We start from the raw sequence: 18,224 nt of genomic DNA on the forward strand, positions 1-18,224 counted from the left end.
GTCATCAACGCTTTGTCGATCCGCCGCACTCGCATGGGTGAAAAGAACTGCTAGCATAGAGCCATCATCGCACCTGCACATCCCACTATAAGTAGTCAGGACATGACCCAAGCCGCGGAGCCGAGCCAAGAGCGCCTCAAGCAGGAGCTCGATCAACTGCTGCAACGCCTGTCGCGCACAGGTTTGCGCAAGGGCGACCAACTTGACCAGTTGACCCTGCCACCTGCCCGCAGGCCGGTGTATCTGCTGCTGCGCGATCACGAACGTGCCGAGCGTCTGGCCCAGCAGCTGGAGTTCTTCGGCCTGAGCGTGCAACCGCTGTTCAGCGTCGACGCGTTGCTGGCCTCTGTGGCAGAGCTGGGGCCATCTGCCATCGTGATGGATGTCGACTTCGGCGGGCCGGGCTGCGGTATGCAACTGGCGGCGCAGGTGCAGTCGGGGCTGGAGCAGCCGATCCCGCTGTTGTTCTTCAGCCTGAACGAAGCGGACACGCCAACGCGTCTGGCCGCCGTGCGCGCAGGTGGCCAAGCGTTTCTCACCGGCACACTGGAGGCCTCCAGCCTGCTTGAGAAGCTTGAGCTCATGACCAGCACCGCGCCGCTTGAACCACTGCGCGTGCTGATCATCGACGACTCACGCACCCAGGCGCTGCACACCGAACGCGTGCTGGGCAGCGCCGGGATGATCACCCGCAGCCTGACCGACCCGATCCGCGCCATGGCCGAGCTGGCTGATTTTCAGCCCGACCTGATCATTCTCGACCTCTACATGCCCGCCTGCTCCGGCCCGGAACTGGCCAAGGTGATCCGCCACAACGACCGCTACGTCAGCGTACCGATCATCTACCTGTCCGCCGAGGACGACCTGGACAAACAGCTCGATGCCATGAGCGAGGGCGGCGACGACTTTTTGACCAAGCCGATCCGCTCGCGCCACCTGATCACCACCGTGCGCAACCGCGCTGCGCGTGCGCGCCACCTCAAGTCGCGCATGGTCCGCGACAGCCTTACCGGCCTGTACAACCACACGCACATCCTGCAACTGCTGGAGGACTGTAGCTTTCGCGCCCGTCGCGAGGGCCAGCCGCTGAGCTTTGCCATGCTCGACATCGACCACTTCAAGAAGATCAACGACCGCCATGGCCACCCCATGGGCGACCGGGTGATCAAGAGCCTGGCGCTTTTTCTCAAGCAACGGCTGCGCAAGACCGACTTCATCGGCCGCTATGGCGGCGAAGAATTCGCCATCGTCATGCCCAACACCGCATTGGATGCCGCCCACAAGGTGCTGGACGAGATTCGCCGACGCTTCGCCGAAATCCTCTACCCCGCGCAACCCTGCGACCTGCAGTGCACCTTCAGTGCTGGGATCGTGCAACTGGACGATGAGCTCGATGCATTGAGCATGGCCAGCACCGCAGATGAGGCGCTGTATCGGGCCAAGCATGCCGGGCGCAACTGTGTGGTACGGGTCGAGCCCTGAGCGGCCGACCCGTGCCAACAAGATAGCCTTGAGCCACCATCGTCATCACCGCGTCACAAAATAGCAATAACTTCAGGCACCTACCTCCCCACCCCCGCAGGAAGTTAGCGGCTATGCGCCTGAAGTGGCTGACCAATTTCAACACCCTGTTACTGGTGACCGTGTGTATCGCGCTGGGTGCAACCCTGTGGTGGTCGCAGCGTGCCCTGGAGCGCCCCTATCAATTGATGGAACGCTACCTGGGCCTGTCCCAGCAGTTCCAGAACCAGGCCGCGCGCAACATCCAGGCCTATCTGGGCAGCGGCGACGCCCTGCGCCATGCGGCGGCGCTGGAGGCCAACCAACAGCTTGCGCAGGCACTGGCCGACTGGCCTGAAGCGCTGGCCGGCCAATTGCGCCCCAGCCTTGATAGCCTGCAAGCCTTCACAACCAACGAGCTGCTCGCGGCCGGCAAACTGGCCGGCGACCCTCAAGCCCTGCTGTTGCAGGCCGAACGTGAACTGGGCGCCAATCTCGAACAGCTGGCCAACTATGCCCGCGACAGCGCCAGCAGCGAGGCTAGCCGTTATCTGCTGCCGTTGTTCGACGCCAGCGTACACCTGGGCCGCCTGTCGCTGGCCCGTGACAAACTGGTCAGCAGCGGCCGCGCCGAGCTGGCCGACGAGGTGGAACGCGAGCTGCAATTGATCCGCGCCCAGGCTCAGGTCATCGACAACCTGCCGTTGCTGGGCGTGACCCGCGCCGCTGAATCCAACGCCGATGATTTCGCTGCCATGATGGGCCTGGAAACGCAGACCGCAGGGGAGCAGGAAGACGTTGCCGTGGGCCTCAAGCGCGAACTGCAAAGCCTGCTCAACCGCTACCCCGGCGAACTGCAACGGACCCGCGACCAGATCGAACGGCGTACCGTGCTGGCCGCCAGCACCAACGAACGGCTCGACGCCGTGCAAAAGGCCATTGCCAGCCTTGAGCCTGAAGTGCGCGGCCAGCATGCCCGTATCGCCAGCGAAGTGCGCCTGATCCAGGGCCTGATGATCGGCCTGATCCTGCTGATCGCCCTGCTCATCGACACCCTGCAGCGGCGGCTGACGCGTACCCTGACTGGCTTGGCCCCGGCGCTGTCACGATGGGCCGAAGGCGACTTCGCCGCCCCCATCGCCCTGGGCAAGACCAACCGCGAGTTGCACGACATCCAGGAATCGCTCAATCGCCTGCGCCAGTACCTGGTAGAGCTGGTCGGCACCATACGCCACAACGCTGAGCAGGTGGCCGGCAGCAGTCACGCACTGGCCGGCATGAGCGCTGCCCTGCATGACGGCGCAGAGCGCCAGGCGGGTGACACCGGGCAGATCCGCGATGCACTGGGCGAACTGGAGGCCACCATTTTGCAAGTGGCCGGTGATGCCAGCTCTGCGGCCGATGCCAGCCGCGCTGCCGGCCGCGCCGTGGAGCAAGGCCAGACGGTTATCGGCCAGAGCCTTGGCGGGCTGCGCACGCTGGTCGATGAAGTACAGGGCAATGCACGCATGATCGAACAGCTGGCCGAGGAGTCGGCCACCATCGGCGGTGTGCTCACGGTGATCAGGTCGATCGCCGAGCAGACCAACCTGCTGGCGTTGAATGCCGCCATCGAGGCCGCCCGCGCGGGCGAGATGGGCCGCGGCTTTGCCGTGGTCGCAGACGAGGTACGCTCGCTGGCGCAACGCACCACTGGCGCCACTGGCGAGATCCAGGCCTTGATCGACCGGCTGCAGCAGGCGGCAAGGGAATCGGTGACGGGCATGCGCGCGCAACTGGAACACGCCCAAGCTACAGCTGACCAGGCTCAGGCTGCCGATGGCGCGCTGGACGAAATCGTCAACGCGATCCGCACCATAGCCAATACCGCAGTGCGCATTGCTGACGTCACGGCGCAGCAGAGTGATGCGGTGAGCGAGATCCGGGGGCACAGCGAGCGGATTCATGAACTGGGTGAAGACAACCTGCAGCGCATCGGTGAAGGCCGTGAGCAGGGCGAGCAATTGCTGACCCTTGGTGGCGAACTGAACCGGGCGGTGCGGGCCTTCAGGCTGTGATCGTTTGCCTGCCCCGCCCCCCAACGAAGGCCAACTCCGTTATCATGCCCGGCACGTTCCACCCCGCGAGGACGCCATGCGCCGCCTGTTTTTCCTGCTTTTCCTGCTGCTGGCCAGCCCTGCCTTCGCCACGGGCCTGCTCGACAACCGCCCCAGCGCCACCCTCGGCGCCGCCTCGCTGAGCAACAGCGCAGACTTTCTGCCAGTACACGAAGCCTTCAAGCTCAGCCTGGTCCAGGCTGATGCGCACACCCTCAAGCTGCGCTTCGTCGCCACCGACGGCTATTACCTCTACCGCCATCGCTTCCAGTTCCGCACCGAGCCGGCAGACATCGCCCTGGGCTCGCCGAACATTCCCAAGGGCGAGGCCAAACACGATGAGTTCTTCGGCGACGTCGAGGTCTACCACGGCGTACTGGACATCGAACTGCCGCGCACCGACGCTCGCGCCTTCACCCTGCTGGTCGGCTACCAGGGCTGTGCCGACAAGGGCCTGTGCTACCCGCCAGAGACGGCACGCCTGAGCATCGACGGCGCAGGGGGTAGCACCGCCGACGCCCCCGCGACGGCCAGCGAACAAGGCTGGAGCTGGAAATCACTGCTGCTGTTCTTCCTCGCCGGGGTTGGCCTGACCTTCACTCCCTGCGTGTTGCCGATGCTGCCGATCCTCTCTGGCGTGGTCTTGCGTGGCCAGGTCGGTGGCCTGCGCGGCCTGGCCCTGTCGCTGGCCTATGTGCTGGCCATGGCCGCCAGTTTCGCCATGCTGGGCGCATTGATGGGCCTGTTCGGTGCAAGCCTGAACCTGCAGGCGCGGCTGCAATCGGCGTGGGTGCTGGTGCCTTTCGCGCTGTTCTTCGTGCTGTTCGCCCTGGCCATGTTCGGCCTGTTCGAACTCAAACTGCCACAGGCCTTGAGCAATCGCCTCGATTCCCTCGCCCACCGCACCAAGGGCGGCTCGCTGTTGGGCGCAGCGGTGCTGGGCGTGCTGTCCAGCCTGCTGGTTTCGCCGTGCGTCTCGGCACCTCTGGCCGGCGCCTTGCTGTATATCAGTGCCAGCGGTGACGCCCTGGGTGGCGCTCTCAAACTGTTCGCCCTGGGCCTGGGCATGGGCGCGCCGTTGTTGGTGGTGGCCACGGGGGGCGCGGCCTGGCTGCCAAAGAGCGGGCCTTGGCTGAACACCGTGAAAAACGCTATTGGTGTACTGCTGCTGGGCCTGGCCATCGGCCTGCTCAGCCGCGTATTGCCGGGGCCGGCGACCTTGTTGCTGGTCGGGTTCCTGAGCGTGGGCGTGGCCATTTTCCTCGGGGCGCTGGAGTTCGTGGTCAAGGCGCCACGCCAACGCCTGGCGCAACTGCTGGGCCTGGCCCTGCTGGTGTACGGCCTGGCCTGCTGGTATGGCGCCCTGCATGGCCAGGGCGACCCGCTGCGCCCACTGCCAGCACCCGCGCCGGCCAGTGCCGGCAGTGGCCCGGCAGCCTCGGTGGATGCCTGGCAAACCGTCACCACGCCGGCTGCACTCGACGCGGCACTGGCCGAGGCGAAAGCTGCTGGGCAGCCCGTGTTGCTCGACTGGTACGCCGACTGGTGCATCAGTTGCAAGGTCATCGAGCATGAAGTCCTCAACGCAGCGCAGGTCCAACCCCAACTGAGCGCCTTCAAGTTGCTGCGTTTCGACATCACCGAAAGCAACGCCGAGCAACGCACCCTGCTCGACCGCTATCAGCTGTTCGGCCCGCCTGCACTGTTGTTCTTTGCCGCGAACGGCAGCGAAATGACCACCGATCGGGTCATTGGCGAGATAAACGCCGCCGAATTCGCGGGTATTCTGGCGCGCGTGCGCGGCAAACTCGGTCTATAACTTCCCGCGTGCCGGCATAATTCTGCGAAGGAGTGACCAGATTTAATTTTTTGGTCACATACTTCGCGCGAACCTCGGACATCGTGCTGGCTATTGCCGGGAACTGGACACTTGCGGTCGCTTTACGGCACACTCGCCGCGCTGTGTCGAATTGCCCTACAAATCCAAGGAATCTGCAGATGGCAACGCTACTGGTGCTTCACGGCCCCAACCTGAACATGCTCGGGCTTCGCGAACCGAGCCACTACGGCGCCGTGACCCTGGCCCAGATCAACCAGGACCTGGAGCAGCGCGCCCGCGCCGCAGGCCATCACCTGCAATACCTGCAGAGCAATGCCGAGTACGAGCTGATCGACCGGATTCACGCAGCACGCAACGAGGGTGTGGACTTCATCCTGATCAATCCGGCTGCTTTCACCCACACAAGCGTCGCATTACGTGACGCATTGCTTTCGGTGAGCATCCCATTCATCGAAGTGCACCTGTCAAACGTGCACAAACGCGAACCGTTCCGTCACCACTCCTACTTCTCCGATGTAGCCGTAGGGGTGATCTGCGGTCTGGGCGCCAGCGGGTATCGCCTGGCCCTGGAGGCCGCACTGGAACAACTGGCTGCCAACGCACAGCCCTGATGATAGAAGCCCTGGCCTGAGTGGGCCGGGGTTCGAGAAAAACGTTTCAGATACGTTTTTAACTTATGCCCCCTGACCGAACCTTTGGGAGTTGATGATTAATGGATATCCGTAAAGTCAAGAAACTGATCGAGCTGCTGGAAGAGTCTGGCATCGACGAACTGGAGATCAAGGAAGGCGAAGAGTCGGTCCGTATCAGCCGTCACAGCAAGACCCCAGCCGCTCAGCAGTTCTACGCACCTGCGCCAATGGCTGCCGCACCTGCAGCTGCTCCGGTCGCTGCTGCTGCGCCGGCTGCCGAAGCTGCCGCCACCGCCCCGGCGCTCAAAGGCACCGTGATCCGCTCGCCAATGGTCGGTACCTTCTACCGCAAACCTTCGCCGACCTCGCCGAACTTCGCTGAAGTGGGCCAGAGCGTGAAGAAAGGCGACACGCTGTGCATCGTCGAAGCGATGAAGATGATGAACCACATCGAAGCCGATATCGGCGGCGTTATCGACGCCATCCTGGTGGAAGACGGTCAGCCGGTTGAGTTCGACCAGCCGCTGTTCACCATCGTTTGATTCGCGGAGAGCCAACGATGTCTGGGAAGCTGGAAAAAGTCCTGATCGCCAACCGCGGGGAAATTGCCCTGCGGATCCTGCGTGCCTGCAAAGAACTGGGCATCAAGACCGTCGCCGTGCACTCCACGGCCGACCGTGAACTGATGCACCTGGGCCTGGCAGACGAGTCGGTCTGCATTGGTCCTGCTTCGTCCAAAGATTCGTACCTGCACATCCCGGCGATCATCGCCGCTGCTGAAGTGACAGGCGCTACCGCCATCCACCCGGGTTACGGCTTCCTCGCAGAGAACGCCGATTTCGCCGAGCAGGTGGAGAAGTCCGGTTTTGCCTTCATCGGCCCGCGCGCCGACACCATTCGCCTGATGGGCGACAAGGTGTCGGCCAAGGACGCGATGATCAAGACCGGCGTACCGACCGTACCAGGTTCCGATGGCCCGCTGCCGGAAGACGAAGAGGTCGCCCTGGCGATCGCCCGTGACGTCGGCTACCCGGTGATCATCAAGGCCGCCGGTGGTGGTGGTGGCCGCGGTATGCGCGTGGTGCACAAGGAAGAGGACCTGATCGCCTCGGCCAAGCTCACCCGTACCGAAGCCGGTGCCGCCTTCGGCAACCCGATGGTCTACCTGGAGAAGTTCCTGACCAACCCACGTCACGTGGAAGTTCAGGTGCTGTCCGACGGCCAGGGCAACGCTATCCACCTGGGCGACCGCGACTGCTCGCTGCAGCGTCGTCACCAGAAAGTACTGGAAGAAGCACCTGCTCCGGGCATCGACGAGAAGGCCCGCCAGGAAGTCTTCAAGCGTTGCGTCGATGCCTGCATCGAGATCGGCTACCGTGGCGCCGGCACCTTCGAATTCCTGTACGAAAACGGCCGTTTCTACTTCATTGAAATGAATACCCGTGTGCAGGTTGAGCACCCGGTCTCGGAGATGGTCACCGGTATCGACATCGTCAAGGAGATGCTCAGCATCGCCGCTGGCAACAAGCTGTCGATCCGTCAGGAAGACGTGGTGATCCGCGGTCACTCGCTGGAGTGCCGGATCAACGCAGAAGACCCGAAGAAGTTCATTCCGAGCCCAGGCAAGGTCAAGCACTTCCACGCCCCGGGTGGCAACGGCGTTCGCGTCGATTCGCACCTGTACAGCGGTTACTCGGTTCCGCCGAACTACGACTCGCTGATCGGCAAGCTGATCACCTACGGCAAAGACCGCGATGAAGCCATGGCCCGCATGCGCAACGCCCTGGACGAAATCGTCGTCGACGGCATCAAGACCAACATCCCGCTGCACCGCGACCTGGTGCGTGATGAAGGTTTCTGCAAAGGCGGCGTGAACATCCACTACCTCGAGCACAAACTGGCCAACCAGGAGTGATCGCGTTAGCGTGATGCAACCCCGAACCCCGGCCCTGTGCCGGGGTTTTTTGTGGGGCTTTTTCACGCCAACGGTCATGCAGCACCCCATTTACTGGGCCGATCGCGAACAAAGCAGCACCTCCGGTCAGATCACTACACTGAAAAACACTGAAGGGCCTAAGGAAGCCGGCTTGCCGGCCATTGGGCTGCAGGCAGCGCCTCAAGCCATCCACAAACACCCCGCACTCGCGTAAACTGCCAGCCTTCGCGCAGCCTCGGGCTGCCCCTCTCGATTTACCAAAGGTGCCCGCCATGCCTTGGCTGCAAGTACGCCTGGCCATCAGCCCGGAACAAGCCGAAACCTACGAAGACGCCCTGCTCGAAGTCGGCGCCGTGTCGGTCACGTTCATGGACGCCGAAGACCAGCCGATCTTCGAACCCGACCTCAACACCACGCCGCTGTGGTCGCATACCCACCTGCTGGCACTGTTCGAGGCCGACGCCGACCCTGAACAGGTGTTCGCTCACCTGCGCCTGCTGACCGGCACGCAGCTGCCGGAACACCAGGCCGAAGTGATCGAGGATCAGGATTGGGAACGCAGCTGGATGGACAACTTCCAGCCAATGCGCTTCGGCCGCCGCTTGTGGATCGTGCCAAGCTGGCACGAGGCGCCGGAAAAGGACGCCGTAAACCTGCTGCTTGACCCAGGCCTGGCCTTTGGCACCGGCACCCACCCAACCACCGCCCTGTGCCTGGAATGGCTCGACGGCCAGCAGCTCGAAGGCACCCAGGTCCTGGACTTCGGCTGCGGTTCGGGCATTCTGGCGATTGCCGCACTGTTGTTGGACGCACGCGAAGCGGTCGGTACCGACATCGACGTGCAGGCCATCGAAGCCTCGCGTGACAACGCCCAGCGCAACGGCGTCGCCGACGAGAAGCTGGCGCTGTACCTGCCCGAGCATATGCCGGCCATGCAGGCCGACGTGCTGGTCGCCAATATCCTCGCAGGCCCTTTGGTCTCGCTGGCGCCGCAGCTGTCCGGCCTGGTACGCCCAGGCGGCCTGCTCGCATTGTCTGGCATCCTCGCCGAACAGGGTGAGGAAGTGGCCGCAGCCTACGCTGCCGACTTCGAGCTGGACCCGATCGTCGTACGCGACGGCTGGGTACGCATCAGTGGTCGCCGCCGCTAAGCGGGCCTAAAATACTTTTCTGCACAGCTCCCGGATCGCCGCATGACCGACAGTTTCGTCACCCAGTGCCCGCATTGCCAGACCAGCTTTCGCGTCACCCACCACCAATTGAGCGTGGCGCGTGGGGTCGTGCGCTGCGGCCATTGCCTGCAGGTGTTCAACGCGGCGAAGCAACTGCTGGAGCAGAACCGCGCCAGCGCCGCCCCGGCAGTGCCGCCAATCCCGGCGGTTGGGCCAGTCACTGCGCCCGAGCCACCGGTCAGCGAGCGCCCAGCCGCCGAGCCGCAAGACTGGGCAGCCACAGCTCAAGCCCTCGACGAACTTGACCTGGACCAGGAACTGGCCCGCCTCGAACGCCGTGGCAAGGCAGACGAGCCGCGCCCCGCCGCCCCTGTCGATGCACTACAGGCGCGGCGTAACGAGCCCGCCGCCGAGCCCCATGGCGACGAGCTGTTCGGTAATGCGACCGACGATCACCATGAGCCGCTGGAGCCCGAAGAGCCCGCCCCGGTACTGCTCAAGCCAGAGCCGCTGGACCTGGAGCCTGCCCCGGGCGATCGCACCGAGCCCACGCTGGACGGCAACCTGGACCTGGACTTCGATGATGAACCTGCCGTGCATCGGCCCGCCGAGCGCGACAACCCGAACGACTTCCCCGAGCGGCTGCCGCCAGATGACGAACCCGTTCACGAAAAGGGCCTGAGTGCCCGTGATGATGACGATACGGATCTGCATCTTTCGGCGCACGATGCCACCCCTGCCCCGGGGCTGACCGGCGAGCGCCTTGAACCTGGCTTCACCGCCAAGGCGTCGCGTGCGTCACGCAAGGAGCCGCTCATCGACGTGGTCGACGACCCTTTGCAACTGGGCTGGGAAAAGCCGCGCCCCCACTGGGGCAAGCGCGTGCTCTGGACCGTGCTCACGCTGCTGGCCGCCGGCCTGCTGGCCTTCCAGTACGTGTGGTTCCATTTCGATGAAATGGCGCGCCAGGACCAGTATCGCCCGCTCTTCCAGCAGCTGTGCCCGATGCTTGGCTGTGAGGTGCCTACCCGCGTCGATATTGGCCGGATCAAGAGCAGCAACCTGGTCGTGCGCAGCCACCCGGACTTCAAGGGCGCGCTGATCGTCGACGCGATCATCTACAACCGCGCCCCCTTCGCCCAGCCGTTCCCTCTGCTGGAGCTGCGTTTTGCCGACCTCAATGGCCAATTGATCGCCAGCCGGCGCTTCAAGCCGAGCGAGTATCTCTCGGGTGAACTGGCCGGCCGTGGCGAAATGCCCAGCCAGACGCCCATCCACATTGCCCTGGATATCCTCGACCCTGGCCCTAGAGCGGTGAATTACAGCTTGAGCTTCCGCTCCCCCGAATAGACGCCGAGCTGCAAGCTGCAAGAGAAGCGAGCCGACAACCGGTCTGCTCCCTCTTGCCGCTTGCAGCTTGCAGCTTGTAGCGCCTGGTCATAAGCCTGCAACTGTTCAGAATTTATCCAAATCCATCTTTATCCGGTCACCGAGAGCGGGTATTATGCCAACCCTTTTTCGACTCCAATGATTCGGCCCCACAACAGGGAACACCTATGTCGGCGGTACGCATCGGCCCATATACACTACGTAACAACCTGATCCTCGCGCCCATGGCCGGGGTCACGGACCAGCCTTTCCGTACACTTTGCAAGCGCCTGGGCGCGGGCATGGTGGTGTCGGAGATGGTCAGCAGCGACATGAGCCTGTGGAACAGCCGCAAGTCCAGCCTGCGCCGCATTCACGAAGGCGATCCCGAGCCACGCTCGGTACAGATCGCCGGTGGCGATGCGCAGATGATGGCAGCGGCTGCCAGGGCCAACGTCGAAGCTGGCGCCCAGATCATCGATATCAACATGGGTTGCCCGGCAAAAAAAGTCTGCAACAAAGCTGCAGGCTCTGCTTTATTGAGAGATGAAGCGCTGGTCAGCGAGATTCTCCACGCCGTGGTCGGCGCGGTGGACGTCCCGGTGACCCTGAAGATCCGCACCGGTTGGGACCGGGCGAACAAGAACGGCCTGAACGTGGCGAGAATCGCCGAGCAGGCTGGCATCCAGGCGCTGGCGGTGCATGGCCGCACACGCGCCGACCTGTACACCGGCGAAGCCGAATACGACACCATCGCTGCCATCAAGCAGGCGGTGTCCATTCCGGTTTTTGCCAACGGCGATATCACTTCGCCAGAAAAGGCCCGGGCGGTGCTGGACGCCACCGGCGTCGACGGTCTGCTGATTGGCAGGGCCGCCCAAGGGCGGCCCTGGATCTTTCGCGAGATCGAGCATTACCTGGGGACGGGCCAGCATTTGCCGGCCCCGCAGCTGGACGAAGTGGAACGTATCCTGCTGGAGCACCTTGCCGCGCTGCACGCCTTCTATGGCGATGTGATGGGCGTACGTATCGCCCGTAAGCACGTCGGCTGGTACCTGGCAACACGACCCGGCGGCAAGGAGTTTCGCTCCCGGTTCAACGCTTTGGAAGACACACAAGCGCAGTGCGCCAACGTTCGAGCTTTTTTCAGCGAACGTCGACAGAGCCTTGAGACAGAGGACGGACAAGGGGTGGCCGCATGACGATGATGACCGAGACATTAGTGAGTGGAACAACGCCCGTGAGCGACAACGCCAACCTCAAACAGCACCTCAACACGCCGAGCGAAGAGGGCCAGACCCTTCGTGACAGCGTCGAGAAGGCGCTGCACAACTACTTCGCACACCTGGAAGGCGCTACCGTCACTGACGTGTACAACCTGGTGCTCTCCGAAGTAGAGGCGCCCCTGCTCGAAAGCGTGATGAATTACGTCAAGGGCAACCAGACCAAGGCCAGCGAGATGCTCGGGCTCAACCGAGGCACCCTGCGCAAGAAACTCAAGCAGTACGACTTGTTGTAAGCCAGAATCCCAATCAGAAAAGGCGGCTCCCTGAACAGAGGCGCCTTTTTTGCTGACTCCACCGCGTTATTGGAATCCGAAATGACCGACCAGACTACCCGCCTGCCAGTCCGCCGCGCCCTGATCAGCGTCTCCGACAAGACCGGTATCCTCGAATTCGCTCGTGAGCTGCAGCAGCTCGGTGTCGAGATCCTGTCCACCGGCGGCACCTACAAGCTGCTCAAGGACAACGGCGTGAACGCGGTGGAAGTGGCCGACTACACGGGCTTCGCCGAAATGATGGACGGCCGGGTCAAGACCCTGCACCCGAAGATCCACGGCGGCATCCTCGGCCGTCGCGGTGTCGACGACGCAATCATGAACGAGCACGGCATCAAGCCGATTGACCTGGTCGCCGTCAACCTGTACCCGTTCGAAGCCACCATTGCCAAGCCTGGCTGCGACCTGCCGACCGCCATCGAGAACATCGACATCGGCGGCCCGACCATGGTCCGTTCGGCTGCCAAGAACCACAAGGACGTCGCCATCGTGGTCAACGCCGGCGACTACGCCAGCGTCCTCGAAGGCCTCAAGGCCGGCGGCCTGACCTACGCCCAACGTTTCGACCTGATGCTCAAGGCCTTCGAGCACACGGCGGCGTACGACGGCATGATCGCCAACTACATGGGCACCATCGACCAGGCCAAGGACACGCTGTCCACCGAAGCGCGCAGCGAGTTCCCGCGCACCTTCAACAGCCAGTTCGTCAAGGCTCAGGAAATGCGCTACGGCGAGAACCCGCACCAGAGCGCGGCGTTCTACGTTGAAGCCAACAAAGGCGAAGCCAGCGTTTCCACCGCCATCCAGCTGCAGGGCAAGGCGCTGTCGTTCAACAACGTGGCCGACACCGACGCCGCGCTGGAGTGCGTGAAGAGCTTCGTCAAGCCGGCCTGCGTCATTGTCAAGCACGCCAACCCCTGCGGCGTTGCCGTGGTGCCTGAGGACGAGGGCGGTATCCGCAAGGCCTACGACCTGGCCTACGCCACCGACAGCGAGTCGGCCTTCGGCGGCATCATCGCCTTCAACCGTGAACTGGACGGCGAAACCGCCAAGGCCATCGTCGAGCGCCAGTTCGTCGAAGTGATCATCGCCCCGAAAATCTCCCAGGCTGCCCGCGACGTGGTGGCTGCCAAGCAGAACGTACGTCTGCTGGAGTGCGGCGAGTGGCCAGCCGAGCGTGCCGCCGGTTGGGACTTCAAGCGCGTCAACGGTGGCCTGCTGGTGCAGAGCCGCGACAACGGCATGATCACCGCCGAAGACCTGAAGATCGTCACCAAGCGTGCACCGACCGAGCAGGAAATCCACGATCTGGTGTTCGCCTGGAAGGTGGCCAAGTTCGTCAAGTCCAATGCCATCGTCTACGCCAAGCAGCGCCAGACCATCGGCGTCGGCGCTGGCCAGATGAGCCGCGTCAACTCCGCGCGCATCGCTGCCATCAAGGCAGAGCATGCCGGCCTGCAAGTGCAAGGTGCGGTCATGGCGTCGGACGCGTTCTTCCCGTTCCGTGATGGCATCGACAATGCCGCTAAAGTGGGTATCAGCGCCGTGATCCAGCCAGGTGGTTCGATGCGCGATGCCGAGGTGATCGCTGCCGCTGACGAAGCCGGCATCGCCATGGTATTCACCGGTATGCGCCACTTCCGCCACTGATAGCAGCGGCAAGCTTTACGCTGCAGGCTGCAAGCAAGAGCAGGGCAAATTGCTCCTGCTTGCAGCCACAGCCCCTTGAATCCCTGAGTTGTGAGCACGTGAAAGGATCAGCGCCAACCGCTTTCTTTTGACGCTTGCAGCTTGCAGCTTCTCCGAAGGAGCCTGTAATGAAAGTTTTGATCATCGGCAGCGGCGGCCGTGAGCACGCCCTGGCCTGGAAAGTCGCCCAGGATCCACGCGTCGAGAAAGTATTCGTTGCCCCTGGCAACGCCGGTACCGCCATTGAAGCCAAGTGCGAGAACGTTGCCATCGACGTGACCGCCCTTGAGCAACTGGCAGACTTCGCCGAGAAGAACGTCGACCTGACCATCGTGGGCCCCGAGGCGCCACTGGTCATCGGTGTGGTGGACCTGTTCCGCAGCCGCGGCCTGGACTGCTTCGGCCCGACCAAGGGCGCGGCCCAGCTGGAAGGCTCCAAGGCATTCACCAAGGACTTCCTGGCTCGCCACAAGATCCCGACCGCCGACTACCAGAACTTCACCGAGATCGAGCCGGCCCTGGCCTACCTGCAGGAAAAAGGCGCGCCGATCGTGATCAAGGCCGACGGCCTGGCTGCAGGCAAAGGCGTGATCGTCGCCATGACCCTGGAAGAAGCCGAAGCCGCCGTGCGCGACATGCTCGCAGGCAACGCCTTTGGCGAAGCCGGTTCGCGCGTGGTGATCGAAGAGTTCCTCGACGGCGAGGAAGCCAGCTTCATCGTGATGGTCGACGGCCACAACGTGCTGCCAATGGCCACCAGCCAGGACCACAAGCGCGTGGGTGACCAGGACACCGGCCCGAACACGGGCGGCATGGGTGCCTACTCCCCTGCCCCAGTCGTTACCGCCGATGTCCACCAGCGCGTGATGGACCAGGTGATCTGGCCGACCGTGCGCGGCATGGCCGAAGAAGGCAACGTGTACACCGGCTTCCTGTATGCCGGCCTGATGATCGACAAGGCGGGCAACCCCAAGGTCATCGAGTTCAACTGCCGCTTTGGCGACCCGGAAACCCAGCCAGTCATGCTGCGCCTGGAATCGAGCCTGGTGCTGTTGATCGAAGCCGCTTTCGCCAAGGCGCTGGACAAGGTCGAAGCGCAGTGGGACCCGCGCCCGAGCCTGGGTGTGGTGCTGGCTGCCGGCGGGTACCCGGGCGACTACGCCAAGGGCGACGCGATCAGTGGCCTGGAGGCCGCAGCCAAGATCGAAGGCAAGGTGTTCCATGCCGGTACTTCGCTCAAGGACGGCCAGGTCGTGACCAACGGTGGCCGCGTGCTCTGCGCCACGGCCATGGGCAGCACGGTCGCAGATGCCCAGCAGCAGGCTTACCGCCTCGCCAAGGAAGTCACCTGGAACGGTAGCTTCTACCGTACCGACATCGGCTATCGGGCCATTGCCCGCGAGCGCGGTGAACACCAGCAATAACCTTGACCGGATAGCCGCAGCGTGTTGCGCGTGCGGCTTTCGGCTCGTCGACATGGCCCCATCGGGGCCTTGCCTTCGACTTGGCGCGCCGCGCATAGTTACTCCACGGCACATCAGCTAGGAAGGGATCTCGTAGTGCGTCGGCTTCGGATTGCCACAGCTCTGATCGTCAGCTTGCTGACCCTGCTCTGCCTGCTCCCGGCTTCGGCCGACCAAGGCGGAGGCTGGTCCGTTTTGCTCGACGAACAAGCCAACCTGCAATTGAGCGACGTCCGCTCGGATCGCTATCGCAACCAGTTCAGCCCCACGACCCTGGGCGACCTCGATGCAGCACCGTCGCAACAGGCCCTGTGGCTACACTATCGCCTCGAACCGGGTGAGCAGGAGCGACTGTTGCGGGTCTTCGCCCCGGACCTTTCACGCCTGGACCTCTACGCCCTGGAGGGCGACAGGCTGCTACGCCAGCTGCACCACGGCCGCCAGGCCGGCAACGCCAGCCCGACCCTGCGTGGCAGCGACCACGTATTGCCCCTGCCGAACAGCCCGACCGCGGTGGACGTCTACCTGCGCCTGGTCTCCGAGCATCAACTGCGCCCGGCCATCACCCTGGAGCCTGCGGCAGTCGCCGCTTCAAACCAGGGCCAGCCATTGCTGTTCGGCATGCTCTTCGGCGGCCTGGCCATGCTCATCCTGCACAACCTGATCCGCTTTCTATACACCCGCTCCAGCACCACCCTGGTCCTTGCGTTGTACCACGGGCTGATGCTGCTCAGCGGCCTGATCCTGCTCAACCTCAGCGGCCCCTGGTGGCACCTGTGGCACAGTGCGCAAACCCCGGCCGCCTACCTGACCCTGGTGTTGGCGGGCCTCGCGGGGCTGTATTTCACCCAGCACTTCTTCTCGCGCTGCAATTCACCGCAGCTCAATCGCTTGCTGCAGGGCGAAATGCTGGTGGCCGCGGTCAGCGGCCTGATCCTGCTGTTCGTCGATACCCTGCCGCTCAACCTGATGACCTACGCCCTGCTGGCCTTGGGCAGTGTGAGCATGCTGCTGGTCAGCAGCTACCACTGGTACAAAGGTTATGCACCGGCACGCCTGTTCAGCCTGGCCATGGTCGTGTTCAACCTGGGCGGGCTGGTGTTGCTGCCGGCCCTGCTCGGCCTGACTCGCACTTCGACGCCCTGGCTGCTGTGCATTCTGCTCGGCTTGACCGTGGCCAGCGGCCTGCTGCTCAACCTGGCGGTCAGCGAGCGCCTGCGGCGCATGAGCGAAGAGCGCTTCAGCGCCAGCCGCGCACTGGCGGCCAGTGACGCCGAAATCAATGCCAAGGCCGAGTTCCTGGCCAAGATCAGCCATGAAATCCGTACCCCCATGAACGGCGTGCTGGGCATGACCGAGCTGCTGCTCGGCACGCCGCTGTCGGTCAAGCAGCGTGACTACGTGCAGACCATCCACAGCGCCGGCAACGAACTGCTCACACTGATCAACGAGATTCTCGACATTTCCAAGCTCGAGTCGCGGCAGATCGAACTGGACGATGTGCAATTCGACCTCAATGCCCTGATTGAAGACTGCCTGAACATCTTCCGCGCCAAGGCCGAACAACAGAACATCGAGCTGATCAGCTTCACCCAGCCGCAAGTGCCACGGGTCATCAGCGGGGACCCGACGCGCCTGCGTCAGGCCCTCTCCAGCCTGCTGGAAAACGCCCTGAAAAACACCGACCACGGCGAAATCCTCCTGGTCGTTGCACTGGACCAGCGCAGCGAGGTGCCGCGCCTGCGGATCGCCGTGCAGGACAGCGGCGAGCCGCTGCCTGCGGCCGAGCGCGAAGCCCTGCTGCAGGCAGAGCTGCACAGCCACCACTTCCTGTCCAGCAACAAGCTTGGCGGCCACCTTGGGTTGATCATCGCCAAGCAACTGATCGGCCTGATGCAGGGCGAATTCGGCATCAAGAGCAGCACCAGCATGGGCAACACCCTGTGGCTGACACTGCCGCTCGACCCCTCGCGGCTGGAGCAACCCTTGGCCGACCTCGACAGCCCGTTGCGTGATGCCCGGGTGCTGGTGGTGGACGACAACGACACCTGCCGCAAGGTGCTGGTGCAGCAGTGCAGCGCTTGGGGCATGAACGTCAGTGCCGTGCCCTCGGGCAAAGAAGCCTTGGCCCTGCTCCGGACCAAGGCGCACCTGCGCGACTATTTCGACGCGGTCTTGCTCGACCAGAACATGCCCGGCATGACCGGCATGCAGCTGGCCGCCAAGATCAAGGAAGACCCCAGCCTGAACCACGACATCCTCGTGGTGATGCTCACCGGTATCAGCAATGCACCGAGCAAGGTCATTGCCCGCAATGCCGGGGTCAAGCGTATCCTGGCCAAACCGGTGGCCGGCTACACGCTCAAGACCACCCTGGCCGAAGAGCTGGCCCAGCGCGGCCGCGAACAGACCGTGCCGATGCCCCTGCCAGGCACCCCGCCCACCCACGAGCTGCCGGGCGACTTCCGCGTGCTGGTCGCCGAAGACAACAGCATCTCGACCAAGGTGATCCGCGGCATGCTGGGCAAACTCAATCTCGAACCGGATACCGCCAGCAATGGCGAGGAAGCCCTGCAGGCCATGAAAGCCCAGCGCTACGACCTGGTGTTGATGGATTGTGAAATGCCGGTGCTCGACGGTTTCTCCGCCACCCAGCAACTGCGCGCCTGGGAGGTCGCCAACCAGCGCCAGCGCACCCCGGTGGTGGCACTGACCGCGCACATCCTCGCCGAGCACAAGGAGCGCGCACGGCTGGCCGGCATGGATGGGCACATGGCCAAGCCGGTGGAGCTGTCGCAATTGCGCGAGTTGATCCAGTATTGGGCGAACCAGCGGGAAACCAAGACCGATCCGCTGCATACCTCCTAACGATAAAGCGCTGCAGCAGCGGCCTGGATTACAGCAGCGCTGCATGGAACTGCGGTTGCTGCGCAGCCCTTCTGCGCCACCAGGCCGCGCCGACAAAGGACT

At 63.7% G+C, this 18,224-nt stretch carries 13 protein-coding genes; all 13 read left to right on the forward strand.

Going from position 1 to position 18,224, the window contains the following annotated elements; all coding sequences use genetic code 11:
- Positions 1-102 precede the first annotated feature (102 nt).
- A complete protein-coding gene (locus tag JNA92_RS18940; protein WP_241806179.1) occupies positions 103-1,482 on the forward strand; it encodes a diguanylate cyclase in 1,380 nt (459 codons plus the stop codon).
- A gap of 227 nt (positions 1,483-1,709) precedes the next feature.
- Positions 1,710-3,557 carry a methyl-accepting chemotaxis protein gene (locus JNA92_RS18945; protein WP_431312474.1) on the forward strand — a complete coding sequence of 616 codons (1,848 nt, stop codon included), beginning with the start codon at positions 1,710-1,712 and terminating at the stop codon, positions 3,555-3,557.
- A gap of 76 nt (positions 3,558-3,633) precedes the next feature.
- Entirely contained in the window at positions 3,634-5,415 is a 1,782-nt protein-coding gene (locus tag JNA92_RS18950; protein WP_241806181.1) for a protein-disulfide reductase DsbD, read from the forward strand.
- A 179-nt stretch (positions 5,416-5,594) separates the two neighbouring features.
- On the forward strand, positions 5,595-6,047 hold the full coding sequence (gene aroQ, locus JNA92_RS18955; protein ID WP_241806182.1) for a type II 3-dehydroquinate dehydratase: 453 nt from the start codon (positions 5,595-5,597) through the stop codon (positions 6,045-6,047).
- Between the two features lie 101 nt (positions 6,048-6,148).
- Positions 6,149-6,610 (forward strand): acetyl-CoA carboxylase biotin carboxyl carrier protein, encoded by a 462-nt coding sequence (accB, locus tag JNA92_RS18960; RefSeq protein WP_241806183.1) that lies wholly within the window; start codon positions 6,149-6,151, stop codon positions 6,608-6,610.
- A 17-nt stretch (positions 6,611-6,627) separates the two neighbouring features.
- Complete coding sequence (gene accC, locus JNA92_RS18965) at positions 6,628-7,983, forward strand: acetyl-CoA carboxylase biotin carboxylase subunit (RefSeq protein WP_241806184.1); 1,356 nt, start codon at positions 6,628-6,630, stop codon at positions 7,981-7,983.
- 293 nt (positions 7,984-8,276) lie between these two features.
- Positions 8,277-9,155 carry a 50S ribosomal protein L11 methyltransferase gene (gene prmA / locus JNA92_RS18970; RefSeq protein WP_241806185.1) on the forward strand — a complete coding sequence of 293 codons (879 nt, stop codon included), beginning with the start codon at positions 8,277-8,279 and terminating at the stop codon, positions 9,153-9,155.
- 42 nt (positions 9,156-9,197) lie between these two features.
- The gene (locus tag JNA92_RS18975) at positions 9,198-10,526 is read left to right on the forward strand and encodes a DUF3426 domain-containing protein (protein WP_241806186.1); all 1,329 of its coding nucleotides are present in this window, start codon (positions 9,198-9,200) and stop codon (positions 10,524-10,526) included.
- A 206-nt stretch (positions 10,527-10,732) separates the two neighbouring features.
- On the forward strand, positions 10,733-11,746 hold the full coding sequence (dusB, locus tag JNA92_RS18980; protein WP_241806187.1) for a tRNA dihydrouridine synthase DusB: 1,014 nt from the start codon (positions 10,733-10,735) through the stop codon (positions 11,744-11,746).
- Positions 11,743-12,063 carry a DNA-binding transcriptional regulator Fis gene (gene fis / locus JNA92_RS18985; RefSeq protein ID WP_008093076.1) on the forward strand — a complete coding sequence of 107 codons (321 nt, stop codon included), beginning with the start codon at positions 11,743-11,745 and terminating at the stop codon, positions 12,061-12,063. Before dusB ends, fis begins: the two co-directional genes overlap by 4 nt.
- A gap of 81 nt (positions 12,064-12,144) precedes the next feature.
- The gene (purH, locus tag JNA92_RS18990) at positions 12,145-13,752 is read left to right on the forward strand and encodes a bifunctional phosphoribosylaminoimidazolecarboxamide formyltransferase/IMP cyclohydrolase (RefSeq protein WP_241806188.1); all 1,608 of its coding nucleotides are present in this window, start codon (positions 12,145-12,147) and stop codon (positions 13,750-13,752) included.
- 167 nt (positions 13,753-13,919) lie between these two features.
- Entirely contained in the window at positions 13,920-15,215 is a 1,296-nt protein-coding gene (gene purD, locus JNA92_RS18995) for a phosphoribosylamine--glycine ligase (protein WP_039602987.1), read from the forward strand.
- A gap of 135 nt (positions 15,216-15,350) precedes the next feature.
- Complete coding sequence (locus tag JNA92_RS19000) at positions 15,351-18,122, forward strand: hybrid sensor histidine kinase/response regulator (RefSeq protein WP_241806189.1); 2,772 nt, start codon at positions 15,351-15,353, stop codon at positions 18,120-18,122.
- Positions 18,123-18,224 lie beyond the last annotated feature (102 nt).

Origin of the sequence: Pseudomonas putida (assembly GCF_022627325.1) — a bacterium.
GTDB lineage: Bacteria > Pseudomonadota > Gammaproteobacteria > Pseudomonadales > Pseudomonadaceae > Aquipseudomonas > Aquipseudomonas putida_X.

Coding starts and splice junctions, on each gene's coding strand:
- dusB (WP_241806187.1), top strand. CDS start 10,733: ATGTCGGCGGTACGCATCGGCCCATATACACTACGTAACAACCTGATC.
- JNA92_RS18975 (WP_241806186.1), top strand. CDS start 9,198: ATGACCGACAGTTTCGTCACCCAGTGCCCGCATTGCCAGACCAGCTTT.
- aroQ (WP_241806182.1), top strand. CDS start 5,595: ATGGCAACGCTACTGGTGCTTCACGGCCCCAACCTGAACATGCTCGGG.
- purD (WP_039602987.1), top strand. CDS start 13,920: ATGAAAGTTTTGATCATCGGCAGCGGCGGCCGTGAGCACGCCCTGGCC.
- JNA92_RS18945 (WP_431312474.1), top strand. CDS start 1,710: ATGGAACGCTACCTGGGCCTGTCCCAGCAGTTCCAGAACCAGGCCGCG.
- accB (WP_241806183.1), top strand. CDS start 6,149: ATGGATATCCGTAAAGTCAAGAAACTGATCGAGCTGCTGGAAGAGTCT.
- JNA92_RS18940 (WP_241806179.1), top strand. CDS start 103: ATGACCCAAGCCGCGGAGCCGAGCCAAGAGCGCCTCAAGCAGGAGCTC.
- JNA92_RS18950 (WP_241806181.1), top strand. CDS start 3,634: ATGCGCCGCCTGTTTTTCCTGCTTTTCCTGCTGCTGGCCAGCCCTGCC.
- prmA (WP_241806185.1), top strand. CDS start 8,277: ATGCCTTGGCTGCAAGTACGCCTGGCCATCAGCCCGGAACAAGCCGAA.
- accC (WP_241806184.1), top strand. CDS start 6,628: ATGTCTGGGAAGCTGGAAAAAGTCCTGATCGCCAACCGCGGGGAAATT.
- purH (WP_241806188.1), top strand. CDS start 12,145: ATGACCGACCAGACTACCCGCCTGCCAGTCCGCCGCGCCCTGATCAGC.
- fis (WP_008093076.1), top strand. CDS start 11,743: ATGACGATGATGACCGAGACATTAGTGAGTGGAACAACGCCCGTGAGC.